We start from the raw sequence: 24,099 nt of genomic DNA on the forward strand, positions 1-24,099 counted from the left end.
ACGGGGACGATGACGGACGGGACGGCGGACGGAACGACGGACGGGGCGAGGGGCGGCGCGGCAGGCGGAACGACGGGCGGGGCGGCGGGCGGCGCGGGAAACGGCGGGGCGGCGGGCGGGGCGGGAAACGGCGGGGCGCGCGGTGGGGCGGCGGTCTGCGTCCGCCCCGACTGCCCGGGCGCGGGCCGCGCCCCGATCAACGCCCGGGGGTTCTGCTCGGAGTGCGGCCGCAGGCCGCTGGGCCACACCCCGGGCGGCCCCTCCGGGACCGGCCCACGCCCCGTCCCCGACGCGCCCGCCACCGCCGCACCCGCCTCCGCCGCCGGCCTCCTGGAGTCCGAGTCGACCGCCACCGCCGTGCGCGCCCAGCGCCGCGCCGTCGCCCGGAAGTTCACCGTCCGGCCCGCGGGCGAGGGACTGATGGACCTGCCGCGGGTCGAACTCCCCTCCCTCCGCCATCTGATCGACGACGACCCCCAGCCGCCCCCGCAGGGACAGCCCTGCGCCGGGCCGGACTGCGAGGAGATCGTGGGCGCGCCCTACGCCGGGCAGCCCGCCCTGTGGGCCGGGGTCTGCCACCGCTGCCGCCACCCCTTCGACTTCACCCCGCAACTGCGCCCCGGGGACCTGCTGGGCGGCCAGTACGAGGTGGTGGGCTGTGTCACGTACGGCGGGCAAGGCTGGGTCTACCTCGCCGAGGACACCCAGCTCGACCACCAGCCCGTCGCCGTCAAGGGGCTGCTCAACGACGACGACGAGGCCGCGCAGCGCGCGGCCATCGAGGAACGCCGCTATCTGACCCTGCTCGACCACCCGGGCATCCTGCGCATCATCAACTACGTGTCCCACCCGGACCACGACAGCGGACGCCTGCGGGGCTACATCGTGATGGAGTTCGTGGCCGGGGTGACCCTCGCGCAGATCAGGGACTACATCGCGGGGTCCGTCCCGCCGTTCGACGGGCCCCGCGTCCACCAGCACATCCTCACCTACGGCGCGCACATCCTGGACGCGCTGGAGTATCTGCACGGCGAGAAGCTCGTCTACTGCGACCTCAAGCCGAGCAACGTCATGCACTACGAGGGCCGGGTCAAGGTGATCGACCTCGGCGCGGTCCGCCGGCTGGGGCAGCGGCACGGCCGGCCCGTCATCACCGAGAAGCTCGCCGCTCCCGAGGTGGTCTACCGCGGCGCCGCCGCCCTCACCGAGCTGCACGACATCTACGGGGTCGGCAAGACCCTCGGGAGCCTTTCCCAGCAGGCCAAGCGGGCCGCGCAGCGGCCGCCGGGCCTCGGCGCCGCGTCGTACGGGCGGCTCCTGGCCCGCGCCACGGCCCACGACCCGCGGCGGCGGTTCGGCTCCGCGCGCGAGATGGCCGAGCAGCTGCGTGGCGTGTTGCGGGAGATCCACTCGCTGCGGCTGGAGCGGGAGCAGCCCGAGCCGTCCACGCTCTTCGCCCCGACCGCGGCCCTGCTGGACTCCGGTCTCGGCCGGATCCCGGGCCTGGAGCGCTGGCTGACCGGGGAGGCCCGCCCGGTGCTCGCGGACGGCCGGCCCGGCCCCGCCGAGGTGCCCCCCGGGCTGCCGGTGCCGTTCCCCGACCCCAGGGACCCGGGCGCGGCGCTGCTCAACACCCCGACCAGCAGCGGTCCGCGGCGGCTGATCGAGCAGCTGGGCGCCTTCCCGCACGAGTCCGCCGAAATACGCTTCCGCACCTGCCGCGCCCATCTCGAACTCGACGAGCCGGCCGAGGCGGACGCCCAGGTGAGGGCCGCCGAGCGGATCGTCGGCACGGACGCCGCCCCGTACGACTGGCGGCTGAACTGGCACCGCGCGCTGGTGCGGCTCGCCGAGGGCGCCGTGGAGGCGGCCCGGAAGGAGTTCGACGCGGTGTACGGGGCGCTGCCCGGGGAGTACGCGCCCAAGCTCGCCCTCGGGTACTGCGCCGAGAAGCTGGGCGAGCACGCCGACGCCGAGCTGTTCTACCAGGCGGTCTGGCAGCGCAACCGCTCGCAGGGCAGCGCGGCCTTCGGCCTGGCCCGGCTGCGGCTGGCCGCGGGCGACCGCACCGGGGCGGTCGACGTCCTCAGCGGGGTGCCCAAGGTCTCCCGCCACCACGACGCCGCCCAGATCGCCACGGTCCGGGTGCTGGCCGGCCGGCTGGGCCACCCGGACGGGCTGCCGACCGAGGCGGACTTCGCGGAGGCGCTGACCCGGCTGCCGCGGCTGTACCTGGACGACGGGCGGGCCAAGGGCCACGCCCGGGAGCGGCTCAGGGCCGAGGTGCTGGAGACCGCCTTGGACTGGGTGCTCCGGTACGGCGGCGGCCCCGGCGGCGCGCAGCAGCCGGGGGCGCTGTTCGGGGAGCCGGACGAGAAATCCGTGGTGCGGGCCAGGCTCGAGGAGGCCCTGCGGGCCCTGGCCCGGCAGGCGGACAGCCCGGAGGCCCTGGAGGTGCTGGTCGACCGGGCCAACGCCGTCAGGCCCATGACCCGCGTCTGACAGGGGGATCGGTTGAGCCAGGACACAGCGACAGCGGAGCACGACACGACGGGCGGCGAGGCGGAGGAGGACGGCGGCCCGGCCTTCCTGCTGAGCGTGGAGCAGAACGAGTACCTCCCGGCCGCCGCGGGCCGCGCCGAGATGCACGCGATCGTCCGGGTCGAGGCCCGGGGGCTGGGCCGGGCGGCGGCGCGCGCCGCGGCCTGCGAGGTCATCGTCATCGACTGCTCCTCGTCGATGAGCTGGCCCGCGCCGAAGATGCGGGCGGCCCGCAAGGCCACCGTCGCGGCCGTGGAAGCGCTGCGCGAGGGCACGCGGTTCGCGGTGGTCCGGGGCACCGAGCGGGCGGAGGTGGTCTATCCGCCCACCGGCGGCGTCGCGGTCGCCGGGCCCGACACCAAGGCGGCCGCCGCGCGCGCCGCGACGCGGCTGACCCCGGTGGGCGGCACCGCGATCGGCGCCTGGCTCGACCTCGCCCGCCGCCTCCACACCGGGCAGCCCGCGCCGCTCCGGCACACCCTGCTGCTCACCGACGGCAAGAACGAGCACGACGAGCCCGGCTATCTGCGGCGGGTGCTCGACGAGTGCGCGCCGTGCTTCAGCTGCGACGCGCGCGGCATCGGCGACGACTGGGACGCCGTCGAGCTGAAGGAGATCGTGCGGCGGCTGCGCGGCCGGGCGGACGCGGTGCTCGACGTCTCCGATCTGCCGGCCGAGTTCGAGGCGATGGCGCGCGGCTCGATGGCCAGGGCGCTGACCGGGGTGCGGATCCGGGTGCGGACGCGCGCGGGCGGCGCGGTCGGCATGGTCAAGCAGGTGTATCCGACGCGGGTGGACCTCACCGCCGAGGGCGTCCGGCCCGACAAGCGCACCTGGGAGTGGACCACCGGGCCGTGGGGCGACGAGGTGCGCGAGTACCACCTGTGCGTGCTGGCCGATCCGGAAGGGGACGCGCAGGACGAGGAGATCGAGCTCGCCGAGGTGGCGCTGTCGCCGGCGGAGGACACCGGGGCATGCGCGGACGGGGCGGGAGAAGGTGAGCACGGCGGACAAGGCGGGGGCAGCGGACAAGGCGGGGGCGGCGCGGGCTCCGGAGAAGGCGCGGGAGGCGGGGGCAGCGGACAAGGCGGGGGCGGCGTGCGGATGCCGGCCGCGCGGTCCGTCCTGGTCCGCTGGACGGACGACCCGCTGCTGTCCTCCCGTATCCACCCCCGGCTCGCGCACTACGGCACGGACGACGCCCTGGGCCTGGCCGTCACCGCCGCCTACGACGCGTATGTGGCGGGCGAGCCCCGGCAGGCCCTGGCGCACTGGGGCCGGGCCGTGCGGCTGGCCCACGAGCTCGGCAACGGCAAGATGCTGGACCGGCTGCGCGGGCTGGTCGACATCGTGGACGCGGCGGCGGGCGAGGTGCGGCTGCGCGAGCGGATCCGGCCCCTGGACCTGAACTCCGCCATGGTGCTGTCGGAGGAGAGCAGCCGCTACCGGGGCGCGGGCCAGGCAGCCGCCGCGCCCGCCGCGTCCCCGGCGCCCCTCGCCCCCGCCCCCGCCGACATCGAGTGCCCCGACTGCGCGCGCCTGGCCCCCGCCGGCGCGGCCTTCTGCCAGCAGTGCGGCACCCCCTTCGGCCCCGACACCCCGGCCGGTGCGGTGTGACCGGCACCCGCGGCTTCCTGGTCCGCCGCCTGATGACGCTGCTGCTGCTCTCGGCGGCCGTCACGGCCGTGCTGTTCACCGCGTACTACGGCGTCAGCCGCAACACCCACGCCGTACGCGACGAGTCGGCCCCCGCGATCCTCCAGGTGGCCGCCGCCGAGGTGGCCCTGGACGACTCGTACGACGGCGCGGAGCGCAGCCTCACCGGTGGCACCGGGGACATCGAGGGTCTCGGCGAGGACTACCGCACCACGCTGTCCACGGCCAACCAGGCCCTGGCCCAGGCCCTCAAGAGCACCACCGCGGGCACCTCGGCCCGCCAGTCGCTGCTGACCGTCACCGGCCTGGTCTCCTCCTATGGCGACCTCATCCAGCAGGCGTACGTCAACCGCGACAACGCCGCCCTCCGCGACGCCTACCTGGGCTATGCGGAAACGATGCTGCGCGGCGGCGACGGCTCGGCCACGCGGGTGCGGCCCGGCGACAGCGACATCCTCGCCCGGCTGGCGAAGGTGCAGGGCAAGCAGCTCCGCCTGCTCGACCAGCAGACCTCCTTCGGCTGGCTGCTGACCCTCGCGTGGTGGGTGCTGGTCCCGGCGGCGTACCTCGCGGCGGCCGTGCTGCTGGTGCGCACCCAGCGCTTCCTGCGCCACCGCTTCCGCCGCCGCTTCAACCCCGCCCTGCTCGTGGCCACCGGGCTGCTGCTCCTCGCGGTGCCCACCCTGGCCGTCCTCAGCTACCAGACGCAGGACCGGCTGTCCCAGGCCCGCACCAGCCTGCGCCAGCCGAACATCGGCAACGCCCCCGACACCACCAACAAGAGGGTGAGCACGAAGATGGCGGAGACCCACTGGCGCACCGGCGCCGTGGCGTGGATACCGATGGGCGGGGTGCTCCTCGCCGCGCTCGTCCTGGTCGGGCTCCAGCCGCGCATCGACGAGTACAGGTTCCGGGCCCGATGAGCGCCGCCACCCGCCCGAACGTGACCGCCGCCGTGCTCGGCCTGTGGCTGGTGCTCCTGTGCGCCCTCGGCACGGGCGACGCGGGCGCCCAGCGGTCCGGCGGCACGATCCGTGTGCTGGCCTCCTGGACCGGCTCCGAGGAGGACGCCTTCCGCCAGGTGCTGGACGCCTTCACCGCCGAGCACCACATCAGGGTCGAGTACCAGGGCACGACCGCGCTGCGCGAGGTACTGCTCTCCGAGGTGCGCTCCGGCACCCCGCCCGACATCGCCGTGCTGCCCAGCTCGGGGGAGCTGACCGCGTACGCGGCGAACGGCTATCTGGCCGAGCTGGGCCCGGTGGTCCCCGAGGGGGAGTACACCCCCCTGTGGACGCCCCGGCTGACGGAGAACGGGCCGGTCTACGGGATCGCGGTCAAGGCCGACCTCAAGGGCATCGTCTGGTACGACGGCACCCGCCACCGCCCCCGGGACCTCCCGGCCCTGGCCGCCGACGGCCGCCAGTGGTGCGTGGGCATGGGCGACGGCGCCACCTCCGGCTGGCCCGGCACGGACTGGATCGAGGACATCCTGCTGCGGCAGCAGGGCAAGCAGGTCTACGAGCGCTGGGCCACGGGCGAGCTGGCGTGGGACGACCCGCGGGTCGCCCGGGCCTGGCGGACCTGGGGCGAGCTGTTGTCGGGGGCGGCCGCGAGGACCGCGCTGGGCACCGACTTCCGGGCGGCGGGGAAGAAGCTGTTCGCCGAGCGCCCGCCGTGCGCCCTGGAACACCAGGGCTCCTTCATCCGCGGCAGCTACCCCGGCCCCCACCGGGCCCGCTTCGGCTTCTCCTCCGACGTGCTCGGGCCGCCCCGGCCGCCCGGCGGGCCGGGCGGCGCCCACGAGGTGTCCGGGGACTTCGCCGCGCTGTTCAAGAACACCGGCCACACCGAGCAGGCGCGGGAGCTGCTGCGCTATCTCGCCGGGGTCGAGGGGCAGCGGACCTGGGCAGAGCACACCCCTCCGGGCTCCGCCAGGCCGTTCTCCGCGAACAGCGAGGTGCCCGTGTCCGTCCAGCGCGACGACAGGATCGCCCAGTCGATCGCGCGGACGCTCCAGTCCTCCTCGCTGTGCCTGGACGCGTCGGACGCCATGCCGCCGCGTATGCGGCTCGCCTTCCAGCGCGCGGTCCTGACCTTCCTCAGTTACCCGGACGCGGACAAGAAGAACCGCCTGGGCCCGCTGCTGGGCAGCCTGGAGAAGGTCCGCCGGAGCACCGAGCGGGGCGGGGACGAACACCAGCCCTGGCCGTCGACGGTGTGCCGCTAGGGGGTGTCTCCCCTGGCCCGCGGCCCGGCTCGGGTGCTTCCCGGGCCGGGCCCGCCGGGTCCGGCTTACGGGGCCATCTCCTCCGGGCAGGGCGTGCCGCGCGGCAGGTCGTACTTGCCCGCTATCCGGTAGGTGCCCGGGTGCGGGGCGTGCAGCACGGTCCACTCGTCCTCCGGCTCCCCCTCCTTGCTCGGCTCGAAGACCTGCTTGGTCAGGCAGCCGTGCCGGTTGACCGGCAGCAGGCCGTCCCCCTCCGCCTCCGGCGCCTTGATCCGGTGGCCCTTGGCGTCCACCAGGCCCAGCCACGGCGAGTACGGGATGCGGATGAGCACCGGACCCTTGGCGCGCACCTTCAGCACCAGCTTGTCCGCGCCGGCCCGCTCCACCGTCGCCGGCGGGTCGGCGATCGGGGTGGGGTCCTCGACCTCGTACAGCTTCCAGTTGTCGTCGCCCCATACCTCGCGCAGATACGGCAGGCCCTTGGTGATCAGCTCGGCCTCCTGCCGCGCGGCGTGGTCCGGCTCATCGGCCGCCGGCAGCACCACGAAGTGCACGGCCATGCGCTTGAGCCAGGCGTGGTAGTCGTCCGCGCTGAGCGTGTCCTGGTAGAAGAGCGGGTTGCGTTCCATGTCCGCCTGCCGGGTCCAGCCCCGGGCCAGGTTGACGTAGCGGGGGAGCGCCGAGGACTCGCGGTGGCTGCGCACCGGCACCACCTCGACCCGGCCCCGGTCGGCCTCCACCCGCTTCAGGTGGTGGACCAGCGGCGCCAGCTCGCGCGCCCAGGACGCCGAGGGGGTGGTGTGGATGACGTCGTCGCCCGTCTTCACGCCCTGCCACACCGTGACCGTCACCAGGGACAGCACCAGCGCCGTCCACATCCGCCCCGGGTGCGTGGTGAGCCGCTTCGCACGCGGCGGCGTCCGGCGCGAGGTCAGCACCGCGAGCAGCACCACCCCGCCGAAGATCATGCCGAGGCGCTGGATGTTGGTGCCGATCTGGGACGGGATCAGCCAGGTCAGCACCACGCCGATCACATACAGCGCCGCGCCCACCCGGACGGTGCGCCAGCCCTTCGGCGCGAACAGGAAGACGGCGAGACCGCTGATGCCCGGCAGGATCGTCGACGGCCAGTTCATCGGCTGCTCGCCCGAGAACGGGAACAGCCAGGCCGACAGCCCGACCACGACCACCGGCGTGATGCCCAGCGCGTACGAGGCGGGGTGGCGGCGGGTCAGCCACAGCGCGGCGGCCACGATCCCGACGAACAGCCCGGCGACCGGGCTGGACATGGTCGCGAGGGCGGCCAGCAGCGCGGCCAGCAGCGCCCGGGCGATCCTGTGGTGCCAGCGCCGGGAACGCCACTTGGTGGGCCAGGCGAAGATCACCGCCACGGCGCCGAGGCCGAACATCGCGCCGAGCCCGAAGGTCACCCGGCCCGAGATCGCGTTGCAGACCAGCGCGAACGCGCCGTACATCGCGGGCCACAGCGGCCGCCGCACCACACGGCTGCGGCACAGCAGCAGCGCGAGCAGCCCGGCCGACAGCGTGCCCGCGATCATCATCGTCGTCCGCACACCGAGGACCGCCATCAAATATGGCGAGATAACGCTGTACGAGACCGGGTGCATCCCGCCGTACCAGGCGAGGTTGTACGCCGAGTCGGGATGCTGCAGGGCGAACTCCGCCCACGCGTCCTGCGCGGCCAGATCGCCGCCGCTGTTGGCCAGCAGCGCCACCCACACCACATGCAGCAGCGCGGCGACGGTCAGGGCGGCGGGCACGGGATGGCGCATGAAGCGCCACAGCCGCCGGACCCGCCCCTCCGCCGGCCGGGGCTCGTCGGCCCCGGGCTCCGCCGGCGCCCGACCGGCGTCCTCGGCGGGGCTCGCGCCCGGTGTACCCTCCGCGGCGTCCGCGCCCTCGGCGGGCCAGCGCTGCGAGGGCAGTCGTATTCGCGCCGCGGGGTTCTCCTCGGAACTCCCGCTGTTGTCGGCCCGTGTCGGATCCACGGTGGTCACTGCGGCTCTCCCCGTCTTCCCCCGGAGGTCTGCCCCCATGCTCCATCAATCCTGTACCGATTTCCCCCGGTTCGCTCCAGGGGACCGGGACCGGGGGCGCAGGCGACGCTAGCACGCGAAGGCCCCAAAAGGCCTTCAGGGACAGGCGGTGGGGTGTGGTGTGGACAACTTGCTACAGACGGCCGAGCGGTCCCCCGGCGCGCGAGGCGCCGGGGGCCGCCGGACCGGTCACGGTGTCTCCCGGCCGGATCAGGCGATCCGGGTCAGCTTGGCGCCGAACGACGGCTCGGACAGGTCGTTCTGCAGCGCCACCGGCACCTTCACCTGCCCCGGGCCGCTGCCCACGGTCAGCTCGCCGACGACGGTGCCCGCCTTCGCCGAGTGCGGCACCGTCTTGCCGCCGTCGGTCAGCTTCAGCTCGACCTCCAGGCCGCCCCAGCCGATCGCCGTCAGGTCCTTGGTCGCCACGACCGGCGTGGTACCGCCGAGCCCGTCGTCCACATGGCCGACGACCTCGCCCTTCTTCACCACCGTGGCGGAGGTGAGGCCCTCCTGCACGGCGGTGATCAGCTTGTAGCTGTTCTCCTGCACCAGGTCCAGGCTGTTCTGCAGGATGCCGGGGGCCCGCTGCTCCAGGACGACGCCGAGGATCCGCTGCTTCTTGCCGTCGACGGTCTTCTCCGCGCCCCACATCAGCGCACCGCCGGCCGGGGTGCTCGAACCGGTCTTGATGCCGATCACACCGGGCTTCACCAGCAGATTGTTGTTGTTGTAGATCGTGTCCTTGAGACCGGGGATCTTGACGTTGGGCGTGGCCACGACCGCCCGGAACGCCTCGCTCTGCATCACCGCCCTGGCCAGCTTGAGCTGGTCGGACGCGGTGCTCTTGGTGGTCGCCACGAAGCCGCTGGGGTCGGTGTAGACCGTGTTCTTCATCCCCAGGTCCTTGGCGGCGTCGTTCATCTTCTTCACGAACGCCTTCTCCGACCCCGCCTCCCAGCGGGCGAGCAGCCGGGCGATGTTGTTGCCGGACGGGATGAGGAGCATCTCCAGCATCTGACGCTCGGTGTAGGTCTGCCCCTCCTTCACCGGGACCCGCGACTCGTCCTCGGACCCGGCCTCCTTGTCCGCCTGGGCGTCGATCCGGATGGACGGGCCCTTCTGGGACACCTTGAGCGGGTGGCTCTTGAGGACGACGTACGCCGTCATCACCTTCGTGACGCTGGCGATCGGCACGGGCTTCTGCGCCCCGGAGGTGCCCAGGCTGCCCACGCCCTCCACCTCGACCGCCGACTGCCCCTGGTCCGGCCAGGGCAGCGACAGCTTGGCACCGTCGAAGCGGTAGATGCTCTCGGCGGCGAGCGTCAGCGACGGATCCGGCAGGGGCCGCACCGCCTGCACCACGCCCAGCACGATGAGGAGGAGCACCGCGATCGGCGTCCAGATCTTGATCCGCCGCACGGCAGTCCGCAGCGGCGTCTCCGGCGGCGGCGGGGTGTTGGTGAGCTGCGCCAGCAGGTCGAGCGGCGCCGGCTGGCCGGCGGGCGGCAGCGGCTGCTGCTTCGTACGCTCCGACTCGGGCAGCGGCTGCTGCGCGGTCCGCTCCGGGTCCGGCAGCGCGGACGGCGCGGCCGGGCGGGCCGGCGGGCGCGCGGCCGGGGCGTCGTCCGAGCGCAGCGGTACGAAGCGGCTGGTGCGCTCGGAGGGGCGCTCGGCGTCGGCGGTCTTCCCGCCGGCCGACGGCGCGCCGGGCTTCTCCGCCGGCTTGGCCGCCGCGCTCGCGGTGGCCTTGGCGGCGGCCTTGGCCGCCGTCGTGTCGGCCGCCTTGTCCGCTGCCTTGGCGGCCGGCTTGTCGGCCGTCTTGGCGGCCGTCTTGGCGGCCGTCTTGGCGGCCGTCGCGTCGGCGGGCTTGTCGGCCGTCGCGTCCGCGGGCTTGGCTGCCGCCTTGTCCGCTGCCTTGTCGGCCGTCGCGTCGGCGGGCTTGGCCGCCGCCTTGTCCGCTGCCTTGGCGGCCGGCTTGTCGGCAGGCTCGTCGTCGGCCTGCTTGGCATCGACCGGCTTGGCATCGACCGGCTTGTCGTCGGCGGGGAGCGGGAGCGCCTTGATGACCCGCGTCGGCTGGTCGACACCCGTGCCGACGGCAGAGCCGTCGCGCCCTTCACCCTTTTCACCAGTCTTGACCGAATCACCGGATTCGCGAGACTCGCCGGGCTCTTCGGATTCATCCGCCTTTTGGGCCCACCGCGGAGTGTCCTTCTGTCGCAGCACCCCGAACGCGGCCGTGGCCCGGTCCACGGGCCCGGCCGAATCCTCGCCGTCCGCCCCGGGCTCGCGAGCGGGCTCGCGCTTCAGGGTGCGGAAGACCGCCGTACGCCGGTCCACGGGCTCGGCCGACTCCTCGTCCTCCGACCCGTCACCCTTCGGACCTTCGCCCGACTTGTCAGTCTCGCCGGATTCGACACCCTCGACCGCGTCATCGGATTCGGATTCGCTTTCGCTAACCCCCGCCTCCGCCACTGCCTTCGCCTCAGAGCCGTCGTCCGCCACGGCGACCGTCGATCCGCCGCTCGCGGTCTCACCTTCCCGCAAGACCGCGAGCCGTGGATCGCGCTCGCCGCGAGTCGTCTCCCCCGACGACTTCCGCTGCTCCGACTTGTCGGGGGACTCGCCCGCCACCGATGCCTCCTCGTAATACGTTGCACGGGACGCGTGCCGCCTGCCGGCCTCACGTCCCGCCGCCCCAACCATCTACCAGTGTCCTGTGTGCCCGGAGTGCCGCCGCGCCACGGCGCCTCGACAGAGTGCCTTCAGGGGGCCGCCCACCCGCTAGACGAGAAAGACATACCTATCGGTTCCCTCTCAAACCCCCCACGCACTCTCGACAGACCAATGTGAGAGGGGTCACCCTGTCATTCATCCACGCGGGGAGGCATGGATGGGCAGGAGCCGCAGAACAATTCCGGAGGAGCTTCTGCTGCTCGCCTTGGACCCGACCACGGGCACCACGGCGCAGCCGCAGTCGCTCGACCTCGGTCTTGCCGGAGCGCAGCTAGTGGAGCTGGCTCTGGCCGGACGGATAGCCCCTGACGGGGATCGTATCGCCGTGGTGCTGCCACGGCCGACCGGAGATCCGACACTGGACTCCGCACTGGAGCTGCTGCGCCGCCGCGGCAGCCCGGTCCGCGCGGTCCACTGGATCGGCGGGCCCCGACTGGGGCTGCGCCAGACGTACCTCACCCATCTGGAGCGCTGCGGCATGGTGCATGCCGTGGAGGGCCAGATGTGCGGGGTACTGCCGACCACTCGCTACCAGGCGACGGACACGGCGATCAGCCGGGAGATCAGGGCCCGGCTGGACAGCGCGATCCGCACCGGCGTGCCGCCGGACCCGCGGACCGCGGCGCTCGCCGCCCTGGCCCACGCGGTCGGACTCGGCAAGCACCTGTATCCCGGGAACGAGGGGCGCTCCTCGCGCTCCAGGCTCCGGGATCTGATCAGGCACGACCCGATGGGCGGACTCGTGGCGCACGCCGTCATGGACGTGCAGAACGGTGTCGCGGCGCAGCCACGGCGCGCACCGGCCACCGGACGCCAGCCGGGGGCACGGGCCGCGGTTCCCGCGTCCGGCGTTCCCGCACAGCCGTCCCGCCGCGGCAGCATGGCCCGCGTCGGAGCGCGCTGAGCACACCCGCACCCGCTCCACCCGACCGACCGCACCACACAGTCCCCACCGACCCGGTTCGGGAGCCGCCCGACGCGGGGCGGTGGGGCGGCCCGTCCCTTTCGAGGACCGGGCCGGCCCACCGCCCCGCGCGCTCGTTCTCCCGCGCCCCGGGCGGCCGTTCGGGACTCCCCGGCCGCCCCTTCGGTCCCGGCCCTTCGGTCCGCAGTCCGCCCGCCTGCGTCGGATGTGCCCCGAGAGGCACCCTGTGCGGCCATTTCCCAGCGCGGCGCCGACCGGTAGTGGCAGGCTGCTGAACAGCATGAATCAGCAGTACGAAGCCGGAGGTGCACGTCCCGTGACATCGAACGTCGGCCCCACGGTCAGGCGACGCCGATTGGGCCAGGAACTCCGCAGGCTCCGCCAGGAGAAGGGCATGACGGCGGAGGAGGTGGCGGAGGAGCTGATGGTCTCCCAGTCGAAGATCAGCAGGCTGGAGAACGGCCGCCGCAGCATCAGCCAGCGCGACGTACGCGACCTGTGCCGCACCTACAAGGTCGAGGACAAGGCGCTGGTCGATTCCCTCATGCAAATGGCCAAGGAGTCGCGCCAGCAGGGCTGGTGGAACGCCTTCGGCGACGTCCCGTACAGCGTCTACATCGGCTTCGAGACGGACGCGGCCTCGCTGCGCGTCTATGAACCGCAGGTGCTGCCGGGCCTGTTGCAGACCCCGGAGTACGCCGAGGCGGTGATCAGCGGGGCGCTGCCGGAGGCCCCGCAGGAGCAGATCGCCCAGCGGGTCCAGGTCCGGCTCAGGCGGCAGGAGCGGATCACCGACCCGGCCGCGCCGCTGCGGCTGTGGGCCGTGGTGGACGAGGCGGCGATGCGCCGGGTGGTCGGCAGCCCGAAGATCATGAGCGAGCAGCTGGAGTACCTGGTCCGGATGAGCCATGAGCCGCATGTGACCGTGCAGGCGCTGCCGTTCGAGATGGGCTCCCACCCGGGGATGAGCGGACAGTTCACCATCCTGGAGTTCTCGGACGAGTCCGACACCAGCGTCGTCTATCTGGAGGGGGTGACCAGCGACCTCTATCTCGAGAAGCACACCGATGTGCAGAGCTACAGCATGATGTACGAACACCTGCGGGCCCAGGCGCTGAACGTGGAGCAGAGCCGTCAGTTCATCACCGAGATGGCCCAGGAGCACGCGCGCCGGCACGAACAGAGCTGAACCGAGCGCTGAATGGACACGAAAAGCCCGGACCCTACACCTCCGCACCCCGGCACGGAAGGGGCCAGTGGAATATGCCATCCGGTCGAGTGAATGACCGGCTTTCCCGACGATGTTGACGAGTAACGTCGGTCTCGCCTCCAAACGGGGTGCATCTCATCAACAAAACGTATCGGAGCAGAAGTGTCCATTCAGCAAGGAAAGACGAGTATGTGGATGAAATCCTCGTACTCCGCGGGAAATGGCGCCTGTGTCGAGGTCGCCTCCCCCGTCGTCGACGAGGTGGCCGTGCGCGACTCCAAGGACCCCCACGGCCCGATCCTCGGCTTCACCCCGGCATCGTGGTCGGCCTTCGTCTCCGATGTCCGCGGCGGGGCCTTCGACCGCGACTGAACTCCACCGCCCGCCCTTCGCATCGAGCCCTCTCGTCCGGCCGCCGTCCCAGCCGAGAGGGCTCGTCGCCGTCTTACGGGGCGCGGGTTACGGGGGGCCGGGCGCGGGGCGCGCGGCCTCATCGCAGCTCGTCGACGTAACGGTCGGTGCCGGGGATCGTCGGGATGAACGGCGCGACCAGCTCGACCCGGCCCAGGCCCGAGCGGGCCACGTCCTCGTCGAGCCCGGTGAAGCGCTCCTCCCAGCAGTCACGCGGATCCCGCTGGAGGAACCACAGCAGCGTGAGCCGGGTATCGACCCCCTCCACCTGCTTGACGTAGGACATCCGGTCCAGGGGCAGCGGCGTCGGCCGGAAGACGGTGACCATCGCGGCGGGCGAGCCCGCCAGGCGCTTCGGCAGATGCCGGGCCCGGAGCCATTCCAGCAGCTCGGCGCGGCGCTCGGGGCTCTCGGCGGCCACGACCTCCAGGACCAGACCGGTGTAGGGGTGGTCGAGCGCGTGGAAGTCGCGCGGCCCCGCCGCGCCGTCCCGGTAGACGGTCGCCTCGTGGTCCTGGAAGGCCGTGAAGACGTGCGTACGGCCCTGGTGGACGCGGCCGTCCCGGTTGAGGCGCTTGTTGATGCCCACGGTCCACCGCATGTGCTCGGCGTAGCGCCCCTCGGTGAGCCAGTAGACGGTGAGGTAGCAGCCCGCGGTGACCGGCTGGGCGACGGCGGACCGCTCCGGGTAGCGCAGCCGCCGCAGCTCGCGGGTGGCCACCCAGCGGCGGCCCGCGAAGATCCAGGGCATGGCCATCGCGCCCGCGATGAAGTGGTCGTCCTCGTACCAGCGGTTGTAGGCGTGTTCATGGCCCGGATGCGGTTCGACCATGGTGATCAGGGCGTGGCCCGGGCGCACCCCGTACGGGCCGACGGAGGCCAGCTCCGCGTACGCCGCCGCCCGCGTGTCCTCGCTCGCGTCGCTGCTCATGTCCTCCATGTGTAGCTGACGTGGCGTCAGATGGGGAGGGTCCCGACCGCATCGCGGACAAACCGGTTGCCGTCTGCACTGATCTCTCTAGGCTGCGGAGGACAGCGGAACACGCCCGTACCAGCGAAGGAGCCCCATGCGCGCCGCCCTCCCCGACCTCGCCGCCCGCGCCGCCTCGGTCGCCGGCTCCCCGGTGCGCGACATCCTCGCGCTCACCGCCCGCCCCGAGGTGATCTCCTTCGCCGGCGGGCTGCCGGCGGCCGAGCTCTTCGACGCGGAGGCGATACGGGCGGCCTTCGACCGGGTCCTCGCCGAGTCCCCGCGCGAGGCCCTGCAGTACTCGACGACCGAGGGCGACCCCGGGCTGCGCGCCGCCACCGCGGCCCGCCTCACCGCCCGCGGGCTGCCGACCGGCCCCGACGAGCTGCTCGTCACCGGCGGCTCGCAGCAGGCCCTGACCCTGCTGGCGACGGCGCTGCTCGAGCCCGGCGACGTGGTACTGGTCGAGAACCCCACCTATCTGGCCGCGCTGCAGTGCTTCTCCTTCGCCGGCGCACGCGTCGTGTCCGTGCCCAGCGACGAGGACGGGCTCGACCCGGCCGCGCTCGACGCGCTCGTCGAGCGGGAGCGGCCGAAGCTCCTCTACACCATCCCGACCTTCCAGAACCCCACCGGGCGCACCCTGCCCGCCGAGCGGCGCCGCGCGGTCGCCGAGATCGCGGAGCGGCGCGGGCTGTGGATCGTCGAGGACGACCCGTACGGCGAGCTGCGCTTCGCGGGCGAGCCGGTGCCCTGGATCGCGAGCCACCCGGAGGCCGCGGACCGCACCGTGCTGCTGGGCAGCTACTCCAAGATCATGGCGCCCGGCCTCCGGCTCGGCTGGCTCCGCGCCCCGGGGGCGCTCCGCCGCGCCTGCGTCATCGCCAAGCAGGCGGCCGACCTCCACACCCCGACGGTCACCCAGATGGCCGCCGCGCGCTATCTGGCGGACACCGACCTCGACGCCCACCTCGCCCGCGTCCGCGACGCCTACGGCGAGCGCCGCGACGCCCTGCTCGCGGGCCTCGGCGACGCCCTCCCCGAGGGCTCCCGGTGGAACCGCCCCGAGGGCGGCATGTTCGTGTGGGCCGCCCTGCCCGACGGCTACGACGCGACCGAGCGGCTGCGGGTGGCCGTCGAGCACGACGTGGCCTACGTCCCGGGCGCGCCGTTCTTCGCCGCCGCCCCGGACCCGGCCGCGATGCGGCTGTCGTTCGTGACCCACACGCCGGACGAGATCGCGGAGGGGCTGCGCCGCCTGGCGAAGGCCCTCCGCTAGGGGTGTCTCGTGATGCGCGGGTATGGCCTTCTCGGGGTGCGCGGCCTAGCCTGACGGCCCTGATCTGACGTGACGTCAGGTCAGGGCCGTCGGCCGTCGTGATCACCAGGGGAGGCACCCCATGCTGCTGCGCGGCAAGACCGTCATCGTCTCGGGGGTCGGCCCCGGCCTCGGCCTGCGGGTCGCGGCGGCGTGCGTGCGGGACGGCGGGAACGCCGTGCTGGGGGCCCGTACGGAGGAGCAGCTGGCGAAGGCCGCCGCCGAGGCCGACCCCGGGGGCGGGCACACCGCGTGGCGGGCGACCGACATCGCCGACGAGGGGCAGTGCGAGGCGCTCGCCGCGCTCGCGGTCGAGCGCTTCGGCGGGATCGACGCGGTCATCCACGTGGCCGCGCTGGACAGCTACATGGGCGGCCTGGAGGACGCCGACTTCGCCTCCTGGAGCCGGGTCGTCGACACCAATCTGTTCGGGACGCTCCGCATGACCCGGGCCTGCCTGCCCGCGCTCAAGCGTCACGGGGGCTCCGTGGTGATGATCGGCACGCAGTCGTCGGTCGCCGCGCCCACCCAGGTGCGGCAGGCCGCGTACGCCGCGTCCAAGGGCGCGCTGGTCTCCGCGATGTACTCGCTCGCGCGCGAGCTGGGCCCGCACCGGATCCGGGTGAACACCGTGCAGCCCGGCTGGATGTGGGGTCCGCCGGTGCAGGCGTACGTCGCGTTCGCCGCGGACTCGGAGGGCGTACCGGAGGCCGAGGTGCTGGCCCGGCTCGCCGACCGGATGGCGCTGCCCGAGCTGGCGACGGACGGGGATGTGGCGGAGGCCGCGGTGTTCCTGGCCTCCGACCGGGCGCGGGCGATCACCGGCCAGTCGTTGCTGGTCAACGCCGGTGAGCTGATGCGGTGACGCGGTGGCGCGGTGGCACTGTGACGCGGTGGCACCGTGACGCTGTGACGCGAGGGTTCACACAGGGGTCTTGCAGAGGGATTGCACGGGGGTTGCGCCCTCCTTCTCCGGCCTGACGGGATCCCGCTCCCGTAGGGCCCGTCCGTTGGTGCGGTCGAGCGTGGGCGTGCGTCTGGCGAAGTGCCCGCTCATGGTGGGTTCGCGGACGCGTGCACGACAACCGCCAGGAAGGTCAAGAACAAGCAAAATCGTTCTGCGCTCTGATTTTCGTTCACATTCATGACCGGAAATCTCTTGACCGTCCGCCCGAACAAGCGGTTCAATCCCGGAAGTACCCCGCTCCCGCTCGGGGGAATCCGCCCATGACGAACGTCGCGGCGAAGTGCGGTCCCGTTCATAAGACGGACCCCTGGAGGGGGCATGAACAGTCTCGACTGGGCTGTACTCATCGGCTACTTCGGCGTGATGGTCGCCATCGGCGTCTGGTCCCACAAGCGGGTGGACAACGTCAGCGACTTCTTCACCGCCGGCGGCAAGATGCCCTGGTGGCTCTCCGGCATCTCCCACCACATGTCCGGCTACAGCGCGGTCATGTTCACCGGCTACGCGGCCATCGCCTACCAATGGGGCATCACGTCCTACGTGACCTGGTCGTTCCCGATCGCCATCGGCATCGCCATCGGCGCCAACCTCTTCGCGCCCCGGCTCAACCGGGTGCGCAGCAAGCTGCGCGTGGCCTCCCCGCTCGAATACCTCAAGAACCGCTACAACCTGCCCACCCAGCAGGCGCTGGCCTGGTCCGGGGTGCTGCTGAAGATCGTCGACGTGGGCGCCAAGTGGGCCGCCATCGCCACGCTGCTGTCCGTCTTCACCGGCGTCTCCCTCAACCAGGGCATCCTGATCACCGGCGCGGTCACCGCCGTGTACTGCACGGTCGGCGGGCTGTGGGCCGACGCGCTCACCGAACTCGGTCAGTTCGTCATCCAGTTCGTGGCCGGCATCGCCATGCTGATCGCCGTGCTCAACGAGCTCGACGGCGTCAGCACGCTGTGGAGCGCCTGGGACGACCTGCCGGACACCCACACGGAGCCGACCGTCGGCCCGTACACGATGACCTTCCTGCTCGCCTATCTGTTCATCAAGACCTTTGAATACAACGGCGGCATGTGGAACCAGGCCCAGCGCTACATGGCCACCGACAGCGCCCGCTCCGCCAAGCGCTCCGCCCGGCTGTCCGCCGCTCTGTGGCTGGTGTGGCCGCTGGTGCTGTTCTTCCCCATGTGGGTGGCGCCGCTGGTGGTCGAGACGGACAAGCCCGCCGACTCGTACGCGCTGATGGCCGAGCAACTGCTGCCGCACGGCCTTCTCGGCCTGGTCATCGTCGGCTTCTTCTCCCACACCATGGCCATGTGCTCCTCGGACGCCAACGCCATCGCGGCCGTCGTCACCCGCGACATCATGCCCGCGATCTTCAAGCAGGTCCGGCAGTGGAGCTCCCGCACCGGGCTGATCGCGGCCCGTTGGGCCACGCTGCTCTTCCTCGGCCTGTCCATGGCCATCGCCACCCAGGTCAACTCGGACTTCTTCGGGGACATCATCACCGTGGTGATCAAGTGGGTCGCCGGGCTCATGGGCCCGATCGCGATCCCGCTGATGCTCGGGCTGCTGCGCCCGTTCCGCAAGTCGGGCCCGACGGCGGCGCTGGTCAGCTGGGCGCTGGGGCTCCTGGCCTTCTACCTGGTCAACTACCCCGTCAACGAGGCGATCGACGGGGGCGTGAACCTGGAGTACCAGGTCTCCATCCCGCTCGCGGTCTCGCTCGTGCTCTTCATCGTGATCGGTTACCTCAAGCCGGAGGACACCCCGGAGCGCGACGCCATCCTCGACTCGCTCAACTCGGACGACGACGGCCCGGGTCCGGCCGGCGCCGCGCTGCCGGTGCCGGAGCAGGGCGCGGCCGACCGCCGTCCGGTCGCCGGGGCGACGGACTGACGCTTCATGGACCGACGCTTCGTGGACTGACGCTTCATGGACCGACGCACGGCCGGGGGCGCCGCGGGCCGGGATCGCTCATCCCACCCCGCGGTGCCCCCGCGCGCTCACCACCAGGGCCCCGACCAGCAGGCCGAACGCCGCCGTGGAGGTGACCGCCCGGACCACGTTCCAGCGCACCCACCGGTCCTCGAACCGCTCGCGCACCGCCGACAGATCGGTGATCCGGTCCGGGTGACCGGCGGCCGCCAGCGCGTCGTTCAGCGGCACATTGACCCGGAAGGTGATGACCAGCATCACCACATACAGCGCGGCCGCCGCCACGATCCACGGCAGCGCGGGCCGCCCCTCGCCCCGCAGATGCAGCACGGCGGCCCCCACGGACAGCAGCAGCGCGCCGACGAAGACCAGGGCGAACCAGCCGTTGAGGATCGCCACGTTGATCCGCTGCATCGCGTCGACGAAGGTACGGTCGTCGGCCCGCCCCAGGCCGGGCATCACGGAGCAGGCGTATCCGTAGAACAGGCCCGCGCTCAGGCCGGTGGCCACGGTGGCGGCGATCAGTACGGGGGTCTGCAGGGCGTGGTTGTTCGTCATGCCCTCCAGCCAACCGCCGGACGGCGAGACGGGCCATGGTCGAAAGGATCGCTCGCATAAGCGAGCGTCCAACCCGCCCCCCGGACACTGTCGGTGCCGGGCCCTAAGAACGAGGCGCGCAGGCCGCGGCGAACATCCGGCTGTCCTCGTAGACGCGGTAGCGGGTGATCAGCCCGTCCTCGACGGTCGCCCGCACCGCGAACGGCGACCAGTAGCGCCTGCCCGTGGCGCGTACGGTGCCGGCCAGGGTGCCCGTCACCACCGCCTCGGTCCCCTCCACCACGATCGCGTCGACCGTGTTCCCGTCCGGGTCCGGGATCAGAGACTCGCCCAGCTCGCGGAAGTGGGCGACGGCGTCGGCGCGGGTGGCGCGGGGGCGGATCCAGGGGACGTCCGGGTTCTCGGCGATCAGCCAGTCGACCCGCTCGGCGAACAGCTCGCGGAGGCCCTCCACATCACCGGTCGCCATCCGGGTCAGGAACTCCTGGACGGTGGCGCGGGTGCGCTCGGTGGTCGTGGCGGCGGCGGTGGCGGTCTCGGCCATGTCGGTCCCCTTCGGTGCTCGTCCCGCGCTGTGCTGCGCTGTGCTGTGCTGTGCTGTGCTGCGCTGTGCACGATGCTCGCGCGGCGCGGCAGGGACGTCGATTACCGGCGAGGTAATGCCCTCACCGGCCGGCCGGGGCACGGTGAGGAGGCGACGGGTACGGGACCCACGCCCCTCTTCCGTACGGATCTTGTGTACGTACTATCGTCGGCCGTCCGTAGCGTCCCCGCCGACCGCCGCCGCACCGTGGACCTGGAGCTTCTCCCCGTGACCGCGAAACCGACGATCACCGACTCCCGTGCGCGCGGGGCCCGCGCCGCGTTCCTCCGCCACCCCACCCGCTACGCGGCCGTGTTCTGCCTGCTCTCCTTCACGGGTTTCTGGATCGCCCAGCGCGCGGCCCATGTGTCCATGGTCGATCTGCTGGTGTACCGCGCGGAGGGCTGGACCGTGCGCAACGCCATGGACCTGTACGACATGCGGGCCACCGTGCACAACCTGCCCAACACCTATCCCCCCTTCGCCTCGCTCCTCTTCACCCCGCTGACCTTCCTGGACACCGGGGTCATGCGGACCTTCGCCACCGCGCTCAACCTCGCCCTGCTGGTCGCGCTGGTCCACCTGGCGCTGCGCCTGATCGGCCGCCCGCGCGTGGTGCCCCGGGCGGCCGCCGTGCTGTCCCTGGCCGGGCTCGGTGTGTGGTGCGAGCCGGTGTGGACGACGCTGCGCTACGGGCAGATCAACCTGCTGGTCACCGCCCTGGTGCTGGGGGACCTGACCCGGCGGCCCGGCCGCCGCGGCCACCGCTGGGCCGGCGCCGGCACCGGTGTCGCGGCGGGCATCAAGATCACCCCGGCGCTCTTCCTCGTCTTCCTCGCGCTGGCCGGGCTGGTCGAGGCCCTGCGGCGGCCGCGATCCGCGGGGCGCTTCCGCAACGAGCACCTGCGCCGCGCGGCGGTGGGCACCGGGGCGTTCCTCGCCACCGCCGTCCTGGCGGGCCTGGCGCTGCCGCACGACTCGCACCGCTACTGGACCGAGATCCTGTTCGCGACCGACCGGCCCGGCGATGTCGAGGGCGCGGGCAACCAGAACCTGCGCGGCGTCCTCGCCCGGCTCCTGCACACCCCCGACCCGGGCGGGTGGTGGCTCGCCGCGGCCGCCCTGGTCGCCTGCGCCGGCCTGGCCACCGCGGTCGCCGCCCAGCTCGCTGAGGGCCGGCTGCCCGGAAACCGGGCGTGGGCGGCCGTCGCCTGCGGCGTCACCGCGCTCATGGTCAGCCCCGTCTCCTGGTCCCACCACTGGGTGTGGGCCGTGCCCATGGTGCTGCTGCTGGGCGCGGAGGCGCTGCGCCGCCGCACCGCGCCCTGGCGGTGCCTCACGGCGGTGACCGCCCTGCTGTTCTGCTCGTACATGATGTGGTACGTGCCCCACGACCGGCCGAGCCGGGTGGAGCTGCACCAGAACGCCGGTCAGATGCTGCTCACCGCCGTCTACCCGATCATCGGCGCCGTCTTCCTGGCCGTCGCCGGGCGGCTGACCGTACGCGCCCTGCGCACCCCGCCGCCGCACCCTCCCGCCGACGCCCCTCGGCGCACGGAGCCGAGCTACGCGCGGGGGTAGCGGCGGCGGTGCGCGTGGGGGTGGCGGCGCGGCGGCGGTGCGAGTGGGGTGGCGGCGCGGCGGCGGGCTACGCGCGGGGGTAGCGGGCCAGCCAGGCGGGGGCGGAGGCCGCCGGGCCGTGCAGGGCCGGGCCCTGCGTCATCTCCATCGCGAAGTCGTCGGCCAGCTCCAGGATCGTGCCGCGCCCCTCCAGCTCCGCCAGCCAGGCCGGCGGCAGCGCGGTCTCGCCGTGCAGCGCGCCCAGGAGGTTGCCGCACACCGCCCCGGTGGAGTCGCTGTCCCCGCCGTGGTTGACGGCGAGCAGCAGGCCGTGGCGTACGTCCTCGGCGACCAGCGCGCAGTACAGCCCGATGGCCAGGGCCTCGTCGCCGGTCCAGCCCTCCCCCAGGGACGCCACCCGCTCGGGCGTGGGCAGCCCCTGCCGTACGGCTCCCAGCGCGTGCCGCAGCGCGTCGGTGGTCTCCTCGTGGCCGGGCCGGGTGGCCAGATGGGCCAGCGCCCGCTGCACCGCGCCGTCCAGCGCCTCGCCGCGCGCGAGCCCGTGCACGATCAGGGCGAAGGCCCCGGCCGACAGATAGCCGGTGGGGTGCCCGTGGGTCTGGGCGGCGCACTCGATGGCCAGCTGGAACACCAACTGCGGCTCCCAGCCCACCAGCAGCCCGAAGGGCGCCGAGCGCATGACCGCGCCGCACCCCTTGGAGTCGGGGTTCTTGGGGCTCTCCAGGGTGCCCATGGTCTCGTCGGCCAGCCCGGTCAGACAGGCCCGGCCGGGCGCGCGCTGGGCGTACAGCCACTCCTCGCGGGCCAGCCAGCCCGCGTCCTGCCGGCGCTCGTCGGGCCCCCAGTCGCGCTGGGTGGCGTACCAGCGGCGGTGGGCGGCGTGGATGTCGGTGGGCGGGTGCCAGGCCCCGGTGTCGCGCCGCACCTGGGCGCGTATCAGCCCGTCCACGGTGAACAGCGTCATCTGGGTGTCGTCCGTGACGCGGCCGCGCCGCCCGTACGCCGGGACGAAGTCCGTCACTCCCTCGGGGCCGTGCTCCGCCCGGATGTCGGCGAGCGAGGAGAACTCGACCGCCGCGCCCAGGGCGTCGCCGATGGCGCCGCCGAGCAGGCAGCCGCGCACCCGGCTGCGGAAGTCCTGCTGCTCGGCGCGGCCCCACACGCCGGTCGCCGCACTCGCGGTTGCCGTCACGACCTTGCCCCTTTCCTTCGATGCACGCACCGCCATTGGACTGGCTTGGCACTGTAATGGACACCGAAAGATCGCCTTCGGCCCGGCGATGATTGTGAAGGCGTCGACACGGAGGGCTCCCCGGAGCATCTCATTCCGGGGGGCTCGTTCCGGGGCGGCTAATTCCGTAACAGCGGGCGCTCGGGAGCGGGCCGCTTCGACACGCGGAGGAGGCCGGGACCGGGCTTCCGGTCCCGGCCTCCTCGGGCCGTGGGGCGGTGGTGAGGTGTGTCGCGTCGCTAGCCGACCGGCTTCCTGATGACCTCGGTGACGGCCGCGAAGCCGTCCCCGCCCCGGCCGTCCGCGATCGCGCGCCCCATCAGGGCTCGGACGGCCGCGATCGGGCCGGTGTCGAGGTTCCGGCTCTCGCTCGCCTCCACGATGTGGTCGACCCCCACCGCCTCCATCGTCAGATCGCCCAGATCCCCGGGATAGCTGCCGGTGTCGATTCCGTGCGCGACCTGATCCGCCATTCCGGGCAGCAGCGCGAAGAATTGCTTGATGTACGGGAGGAATTCCTCCGCCGTGACACCGTCCGCGCCCACCATCGCGAGGGAATGGACCATGGCCGCCATGCTGGAATAGAAGACGTTGAGCAGGGCCAGGTCGTAGAGCGGCGCGACCCCGTGATCCGCGCCGAGATACCGGCTGTTGCCGCCCAGCGCCTTCAGCGTCGCCTCGTGCGCCTCGAACGCGGTCCGCGACCCGCTGTAGAGGAGCAGGGCCTGTGGCGAGCCGATGACCGGGGTCGGCACCATGATCGCCCCGTCGAGGTAGTCGATGCCGTGCTCCGCCGCCCACGCGGCGGCCTCGCGGGCCCGCTCGGGGGTGTCCGAGGTGAGGTTGACCAGCGTCCGCCCCGCCAACTCCGCGGCCAGCGGGTCGAGGATCGCCTGGCTCACCTGGTAGTCCACGACGCACACGATCACGAGATCGCCCGCCGTCACCGCCTCGGCGGGCGTCCCCGCCCGTACCGCGCCGCGTGCGACGAGGGCGTCGGCCTTCCGCGCGGTCCGGTTCCACACGGTCGTGGGATGGCCTGCCGCCAGAAAAGCCCCGGCCAGTGCCTGACCCATCGCGCCCAGCCCGATCACCGTCACGGGCGCCCGGTTTTCGCCTGCCATGACAGCACCACCTGTTTCCTGCTCGGAATCCATGACAAAACGCCCTGCGCGCCGGGCTCTCCTCGATCC

Annotated in this window: 18 protein-coding genes; 11 read left to right on the plus strand and 7 right to left on the minus strand. The window is 73.0% G+C overall.

All coding sequences use genetic code 11. The features are described from left to right. The first annotated feature begins 9 nt into the window (after positions 1-9). From ABFY07_RS05020 to ABFY07_RS05035, 4 genes are read left to right on the plus strand one after another with little or no spacing between them, the layout of a single operon-like run. Positions 10-2,502, plus strand: coding sequence for a serine/threonine-protein kinase (locus ABFY07_RS05020; RefSeq protein WP_346173264.1), 2,493 nt, complete (start codon positions 10-12; stop codon positions 2,500-2,502). Positions 2,503-2,514: 12 nt separating this feature from the next. Then, positions 2,515-4,158, plus strand: a complete 1,644-nt coding sequence (locus tag ABFY07_RS05025; RefSeq protein WP_346173265.1) for a VWA domain-containing protein — start codon at positions 2,515-2,517, stop codon at positions 4,156-4,158. Further along, a complete protein-coding gene (locus ABFY07_RS05030) occupies positions 4,155-5,120 on the plus strand; it encodes a hypothetical protein (RefSeq protein ID WP_346173266.1) in 966 nt (321 codons plus the stop codon). Before ABFY07_RS05025 ends, ABFY07_RS05030 begins: the two co-directional genes overlap by 4 nt. Continuing rightward, on the plus strand, positions 5,117-6,427 hold the full coding sequence (locus ABFY07_RS05035; protein WP_346173267.1) for an ABC transporter substrate-binding protein: 1,311 nt from the start codon (positions 5,117-5,119) through the stop codon (positions 6,425-6,427). Before ABFY07_RS05030 ends, ABFY07_RS05035 begins: the two co-directional genes overlap by 4 nt. A gap of 65 nt (positions 6,428-6,492) precedes the next feature. Here the strand turns inward: ABFY07_RS05035 and ABFY07_RS05040 are convergent, their stop codons facing one another. Both ABFY07_RS05040 and ABFY07_RS05045 read right to left on the minus strand, forming a co-directional pair. Beyond that, entirely contained in the window at positions 6,493-8,445 is a 1,953-nt protein-coding gene (locus ABFY07_RS05040; protein WP_346173268.1) for an MFS transporter, read from the minus strand. A gap of 249 nt (positions 8,446-8,694) precedes the next feature. Next, on the minus strand, positions 8,695-11,121 hold the full coding sequence (locus tag ABFY07_RS05045; protein ID WP_346173269.1) for a D-alanyl-D-alanine carboxypeptidase: 2,427 nt from the start codon (positions 11,119-11,121) through the stop codon (positions 8,695-8,697). Positions 11,122-11,380: 259 nt separating this feature from the next. Here ABFY07_RS05045 and ABFY07_RS05050 point away from each other — a divergent pair, with 259 nt between their 5' ends. The 3 genes from ABFY07_RS05050 (at position 11,381) to ABFY07_RS05060 (ending at position 13,730) form a co-directional block, all read left to right on the plus strand. After that, complete coding sequence (locus ABFY07_RS05050; protein ID WP_065963275.1) at positions 11,381-12,127, plus strand: GOLPH3/VPS74 family protein; 747 nt, start codon at positions 11,381-11,383, stop codon at positions 12,125-12,127. A 337-nt stretch (positions 12,128-12,464) separates the two neighbouring features. Next, entirely contained in the window at positions 12,465-13,337 is an 873-nt protein-coding gene (locus ABFY07_RS05055) for a helix-turn-helix domain-containing protein (protein ID WP_346173270.1), read from the plus strand. Between the two features lie 183 nt (positions 13,338-13,520). Beyond that, a complete protein-coding gene (locus ABFY07_RS05060) occupies positions 13,521-13,730 on the plus strand; it encodes a DUF397 domain-containing protein (RefSeq protein ID WP_346173271.1) in 210 nt (69 codons plus the stop codon). Between the two features lie 118 nt (positions 13,731-13,848). Here the strand turns inward: ABFY07_RS05060 and ABFY07_RS05065 are convergent, their stop codons facing one another. Beyond that, positions 13,849-14,709, minus strand: coding sequence for a hypothetical protein (locus ABFY07_RS05065; RefSeq protein WP_346173272.1), 861 nt, complete (start codon positions 14,707-14,709; stop codon positions 13,849-13,851). A 127-nt stretch (positions 14,710-14,836) separates the two neighbouring features. Between ABFY07_RS05065 and ABFY07_RS05070 the strand changes: the two genes are divergently transcribed. The 3 genes from ABFY07_RS05070 to ABFY07_RS05080 all read left to right on the plus strand — a co-directional run bounded on the left by ABFY07_RS05070 (position 14,837) and on the right by ABFY07_RS05080 (position 18,914). Then, the gene (locus ABFY07_RS05070; RefSeq protein ID WP_346173273.1) at positions 14,837-16,018 is read left to right on the plus strand and encodes an aminotransferase-like domain-containing protein; all 1,182 of its coding nucleotides are present in this window, start codon (positions 14,837-14,839) and stop codon (positions 16,016-16,018) included. A gap of 121 nt (positions 16,019-16,139) precedes the next feature. Beyond that, complete coding sequence (locus ABFY07_RS05075; protein ID WP_065963266.1) at positions 16,140-16,922, plus strand: SDR family oxidoreductase; 783 nt, start codon at positions 16,140-16,142, stop codon at positions 16,920-16,922. 420 nt (positions 16,923-17,342) lie between these two features. Then, entirely contained in the window at positions 17,343-18,914 is a 1,572-nt protein-coding gene (locus ABFY07_RS05080) for a sodium:solute symporter family protein (protein WP_346173274.1), read from the plus strand. A gap of 78 nt (positions 18,915-18,992) precedes the next feature. Here ABFY07_RS05080 and ABFY07_RS05085 read toward each other — a convergent pair whose 3' ends face one another. Both ABFY07_RS05085 and ABFY07_RS05090 read right to left on the minus strand, forming a co-directional pair. After that, positions 18,993-19,511 carry an anthrone oxygenase family protein gene (locus tag ABFY07_RS05085; protein ID WP_346173275.1) on the minus strand — a complete coding sequence of 173 codons (519 nt, stop codon included), beginning with the start codon at positions 19,509-19,511 and terminating at the stop codon, positions 18,993-18,995. Between the two features lie 103 nt (positions 19,512-19,614). After that, entirely contained in the window at positions 19,615-20,055 is a 441-nt protein-coding gene (locus ABFY07_RS05090; RefSeq protein ID WP_346173276.1) for a nuclear transport factor 2 family protein, read from the minus strand. A 267-nt stretch (positions 20,056-20,322) separates the two neighbouring features. On the opposite strand from ABFY07_RS05090, the gene ABFY07_RS05095 reads away from it, so the two are divergent. Beyond that, entirely contained in the window at positions 20,323-21,675 is a 1,353-nt protein-coding gene (locus tag ABFY07_RS05095) for a glycosyltransferase 87 family protein (RefSeq protein ID WP_346173277.1), read from the plus strand. A gap of 67 nt (positions 21,676-21,742) precedes the next feature. Here the strand turns inward: ABFY07_RS05095 and ABFY07_RS05100 are convergent, their stop codons facing one another. Together ABFY07_RS05100 and ABFY07_RS05105 are read right to left on the minus strand one after the other, a co-directional pair. Further along, entirely contained in the window at positions 21,743-22,903 is a 1,161-nt protein-coding gene (locus ABFY07_RS05100; RefSeq protein ID WP_346173278.1) for an ADP-ribosylglycohydrolase family protein, read from the minus strand. A 242-nt stretch (positions 22,904-23,145) separates the two neighbouring features. After that, positions 23,146-24,030, minus strand: coding sequence for an NAD(P)-dependent oxidoreductase (locus ABFY07_RS05105; RefSeq protein WP_346173279.1), 885 nt, complete (start codon positions 24,028-24,030; stop codon positions 23,146-23,148). Positions 24,031-24,099: the final 69 nt, after the last annotated feature.

Source organism: Streptomyces sparsogenes subsp. cuspidosporus, from assembly GCF_039532705.1.
Lineage (GTDB): Bacteria > Actinomycetota > Actinomycetes > Streptomycetales > Streptomycetaceae > Streptomyces > Streptomyces sparsogenes.

What these genes read in the sequence shown, in the direction of transcription:
- ABFY07_RS05020 (WP_346173264.1), top strand. Translation starts at nt 10, where the DNA reads ATGACGGACGGGACGGCGGACGGAACGACGGACGGGGCGAGGGGCGGC.
- ABFY07_RS05035 (WP_346173267.1), top strand. Translation starts at nt 5,117, where the DNA reads ATGAGCGCCGCCACCCGCCCGAACGTGACCGCCGCCGTGCTCGGCCTG.
- ABFY07_RS05050 (WP_065963275.1), top strand. Translation starts at nt 11,381, where the DNA reads ATGGGCAGGAGCCGCAGAACAATTCCGGAGGAGCTTCTGCTGCTCGCC.
- ABFY07_RS05065 (WP_346173272.1), bottom strand. Translation starts at nt 14,709, where the DNA reads ATGGAGGACATGAGCAGCGACGCGAGCGAGGACACGCGGGCGGCGGCG.
- ABFY07_RS05070 (WP_346173273.1), top strand. Translation starts at nt 14,837, where the DNA reads ATGCGCGCCGCCCTCCCCGACCTCGCCGCCCGCGCCGCCTCGGTCGCC.
- ABFY07_RS05075 (WP_065963266.1), top strand. Translation starts at nt 16,140, where the DNA reads ATGCTGCTGCGCGGCAAGACCGTCATCGTCTCGGGGGTCGGCCCCGGC.
- ABFY07_RS05080 (WP_346173274.1), top strand. Translation starts at nt 17,343, where the DNA reads ATGAACAGTCTCGACTGGGCTGTACTCATCGGCTACTTCGGCGTGATG.
- ABFY07_RS05085 (WP_346173275.1), bottom strand. Translation starts at nt 19,511, where the DNA reads ATGACGAACAACCACGCCCTGCAGACCCCCGTACTGATCGCCGCCACC.
- ABFY07_RS05090 (WP_346173276.1), bottom strand. Translation starts at nt 20,055, where the DNA reads ATGGCCGAGACCGCCACCGCCGCCGCCACGACCACCGAGCGCACCCGC.
- ABFY07_RS05100 (WP_346173278.1), bottom strand. Translation starts at nt 22,903, where the DNA reads ATGGCGGTGCGTGCATCGAAGGAAAGGGGCAAGGTCGTGACGGCAACC.
- ABFY07_RS05105 (WP_346173279.1), bottom strand. Translation starts at nt 24,030, where the DNA reads ATGGCAGGCGAAAACCGGGCGCCCGTGACGGTGATCGGGCTGGGCGCG.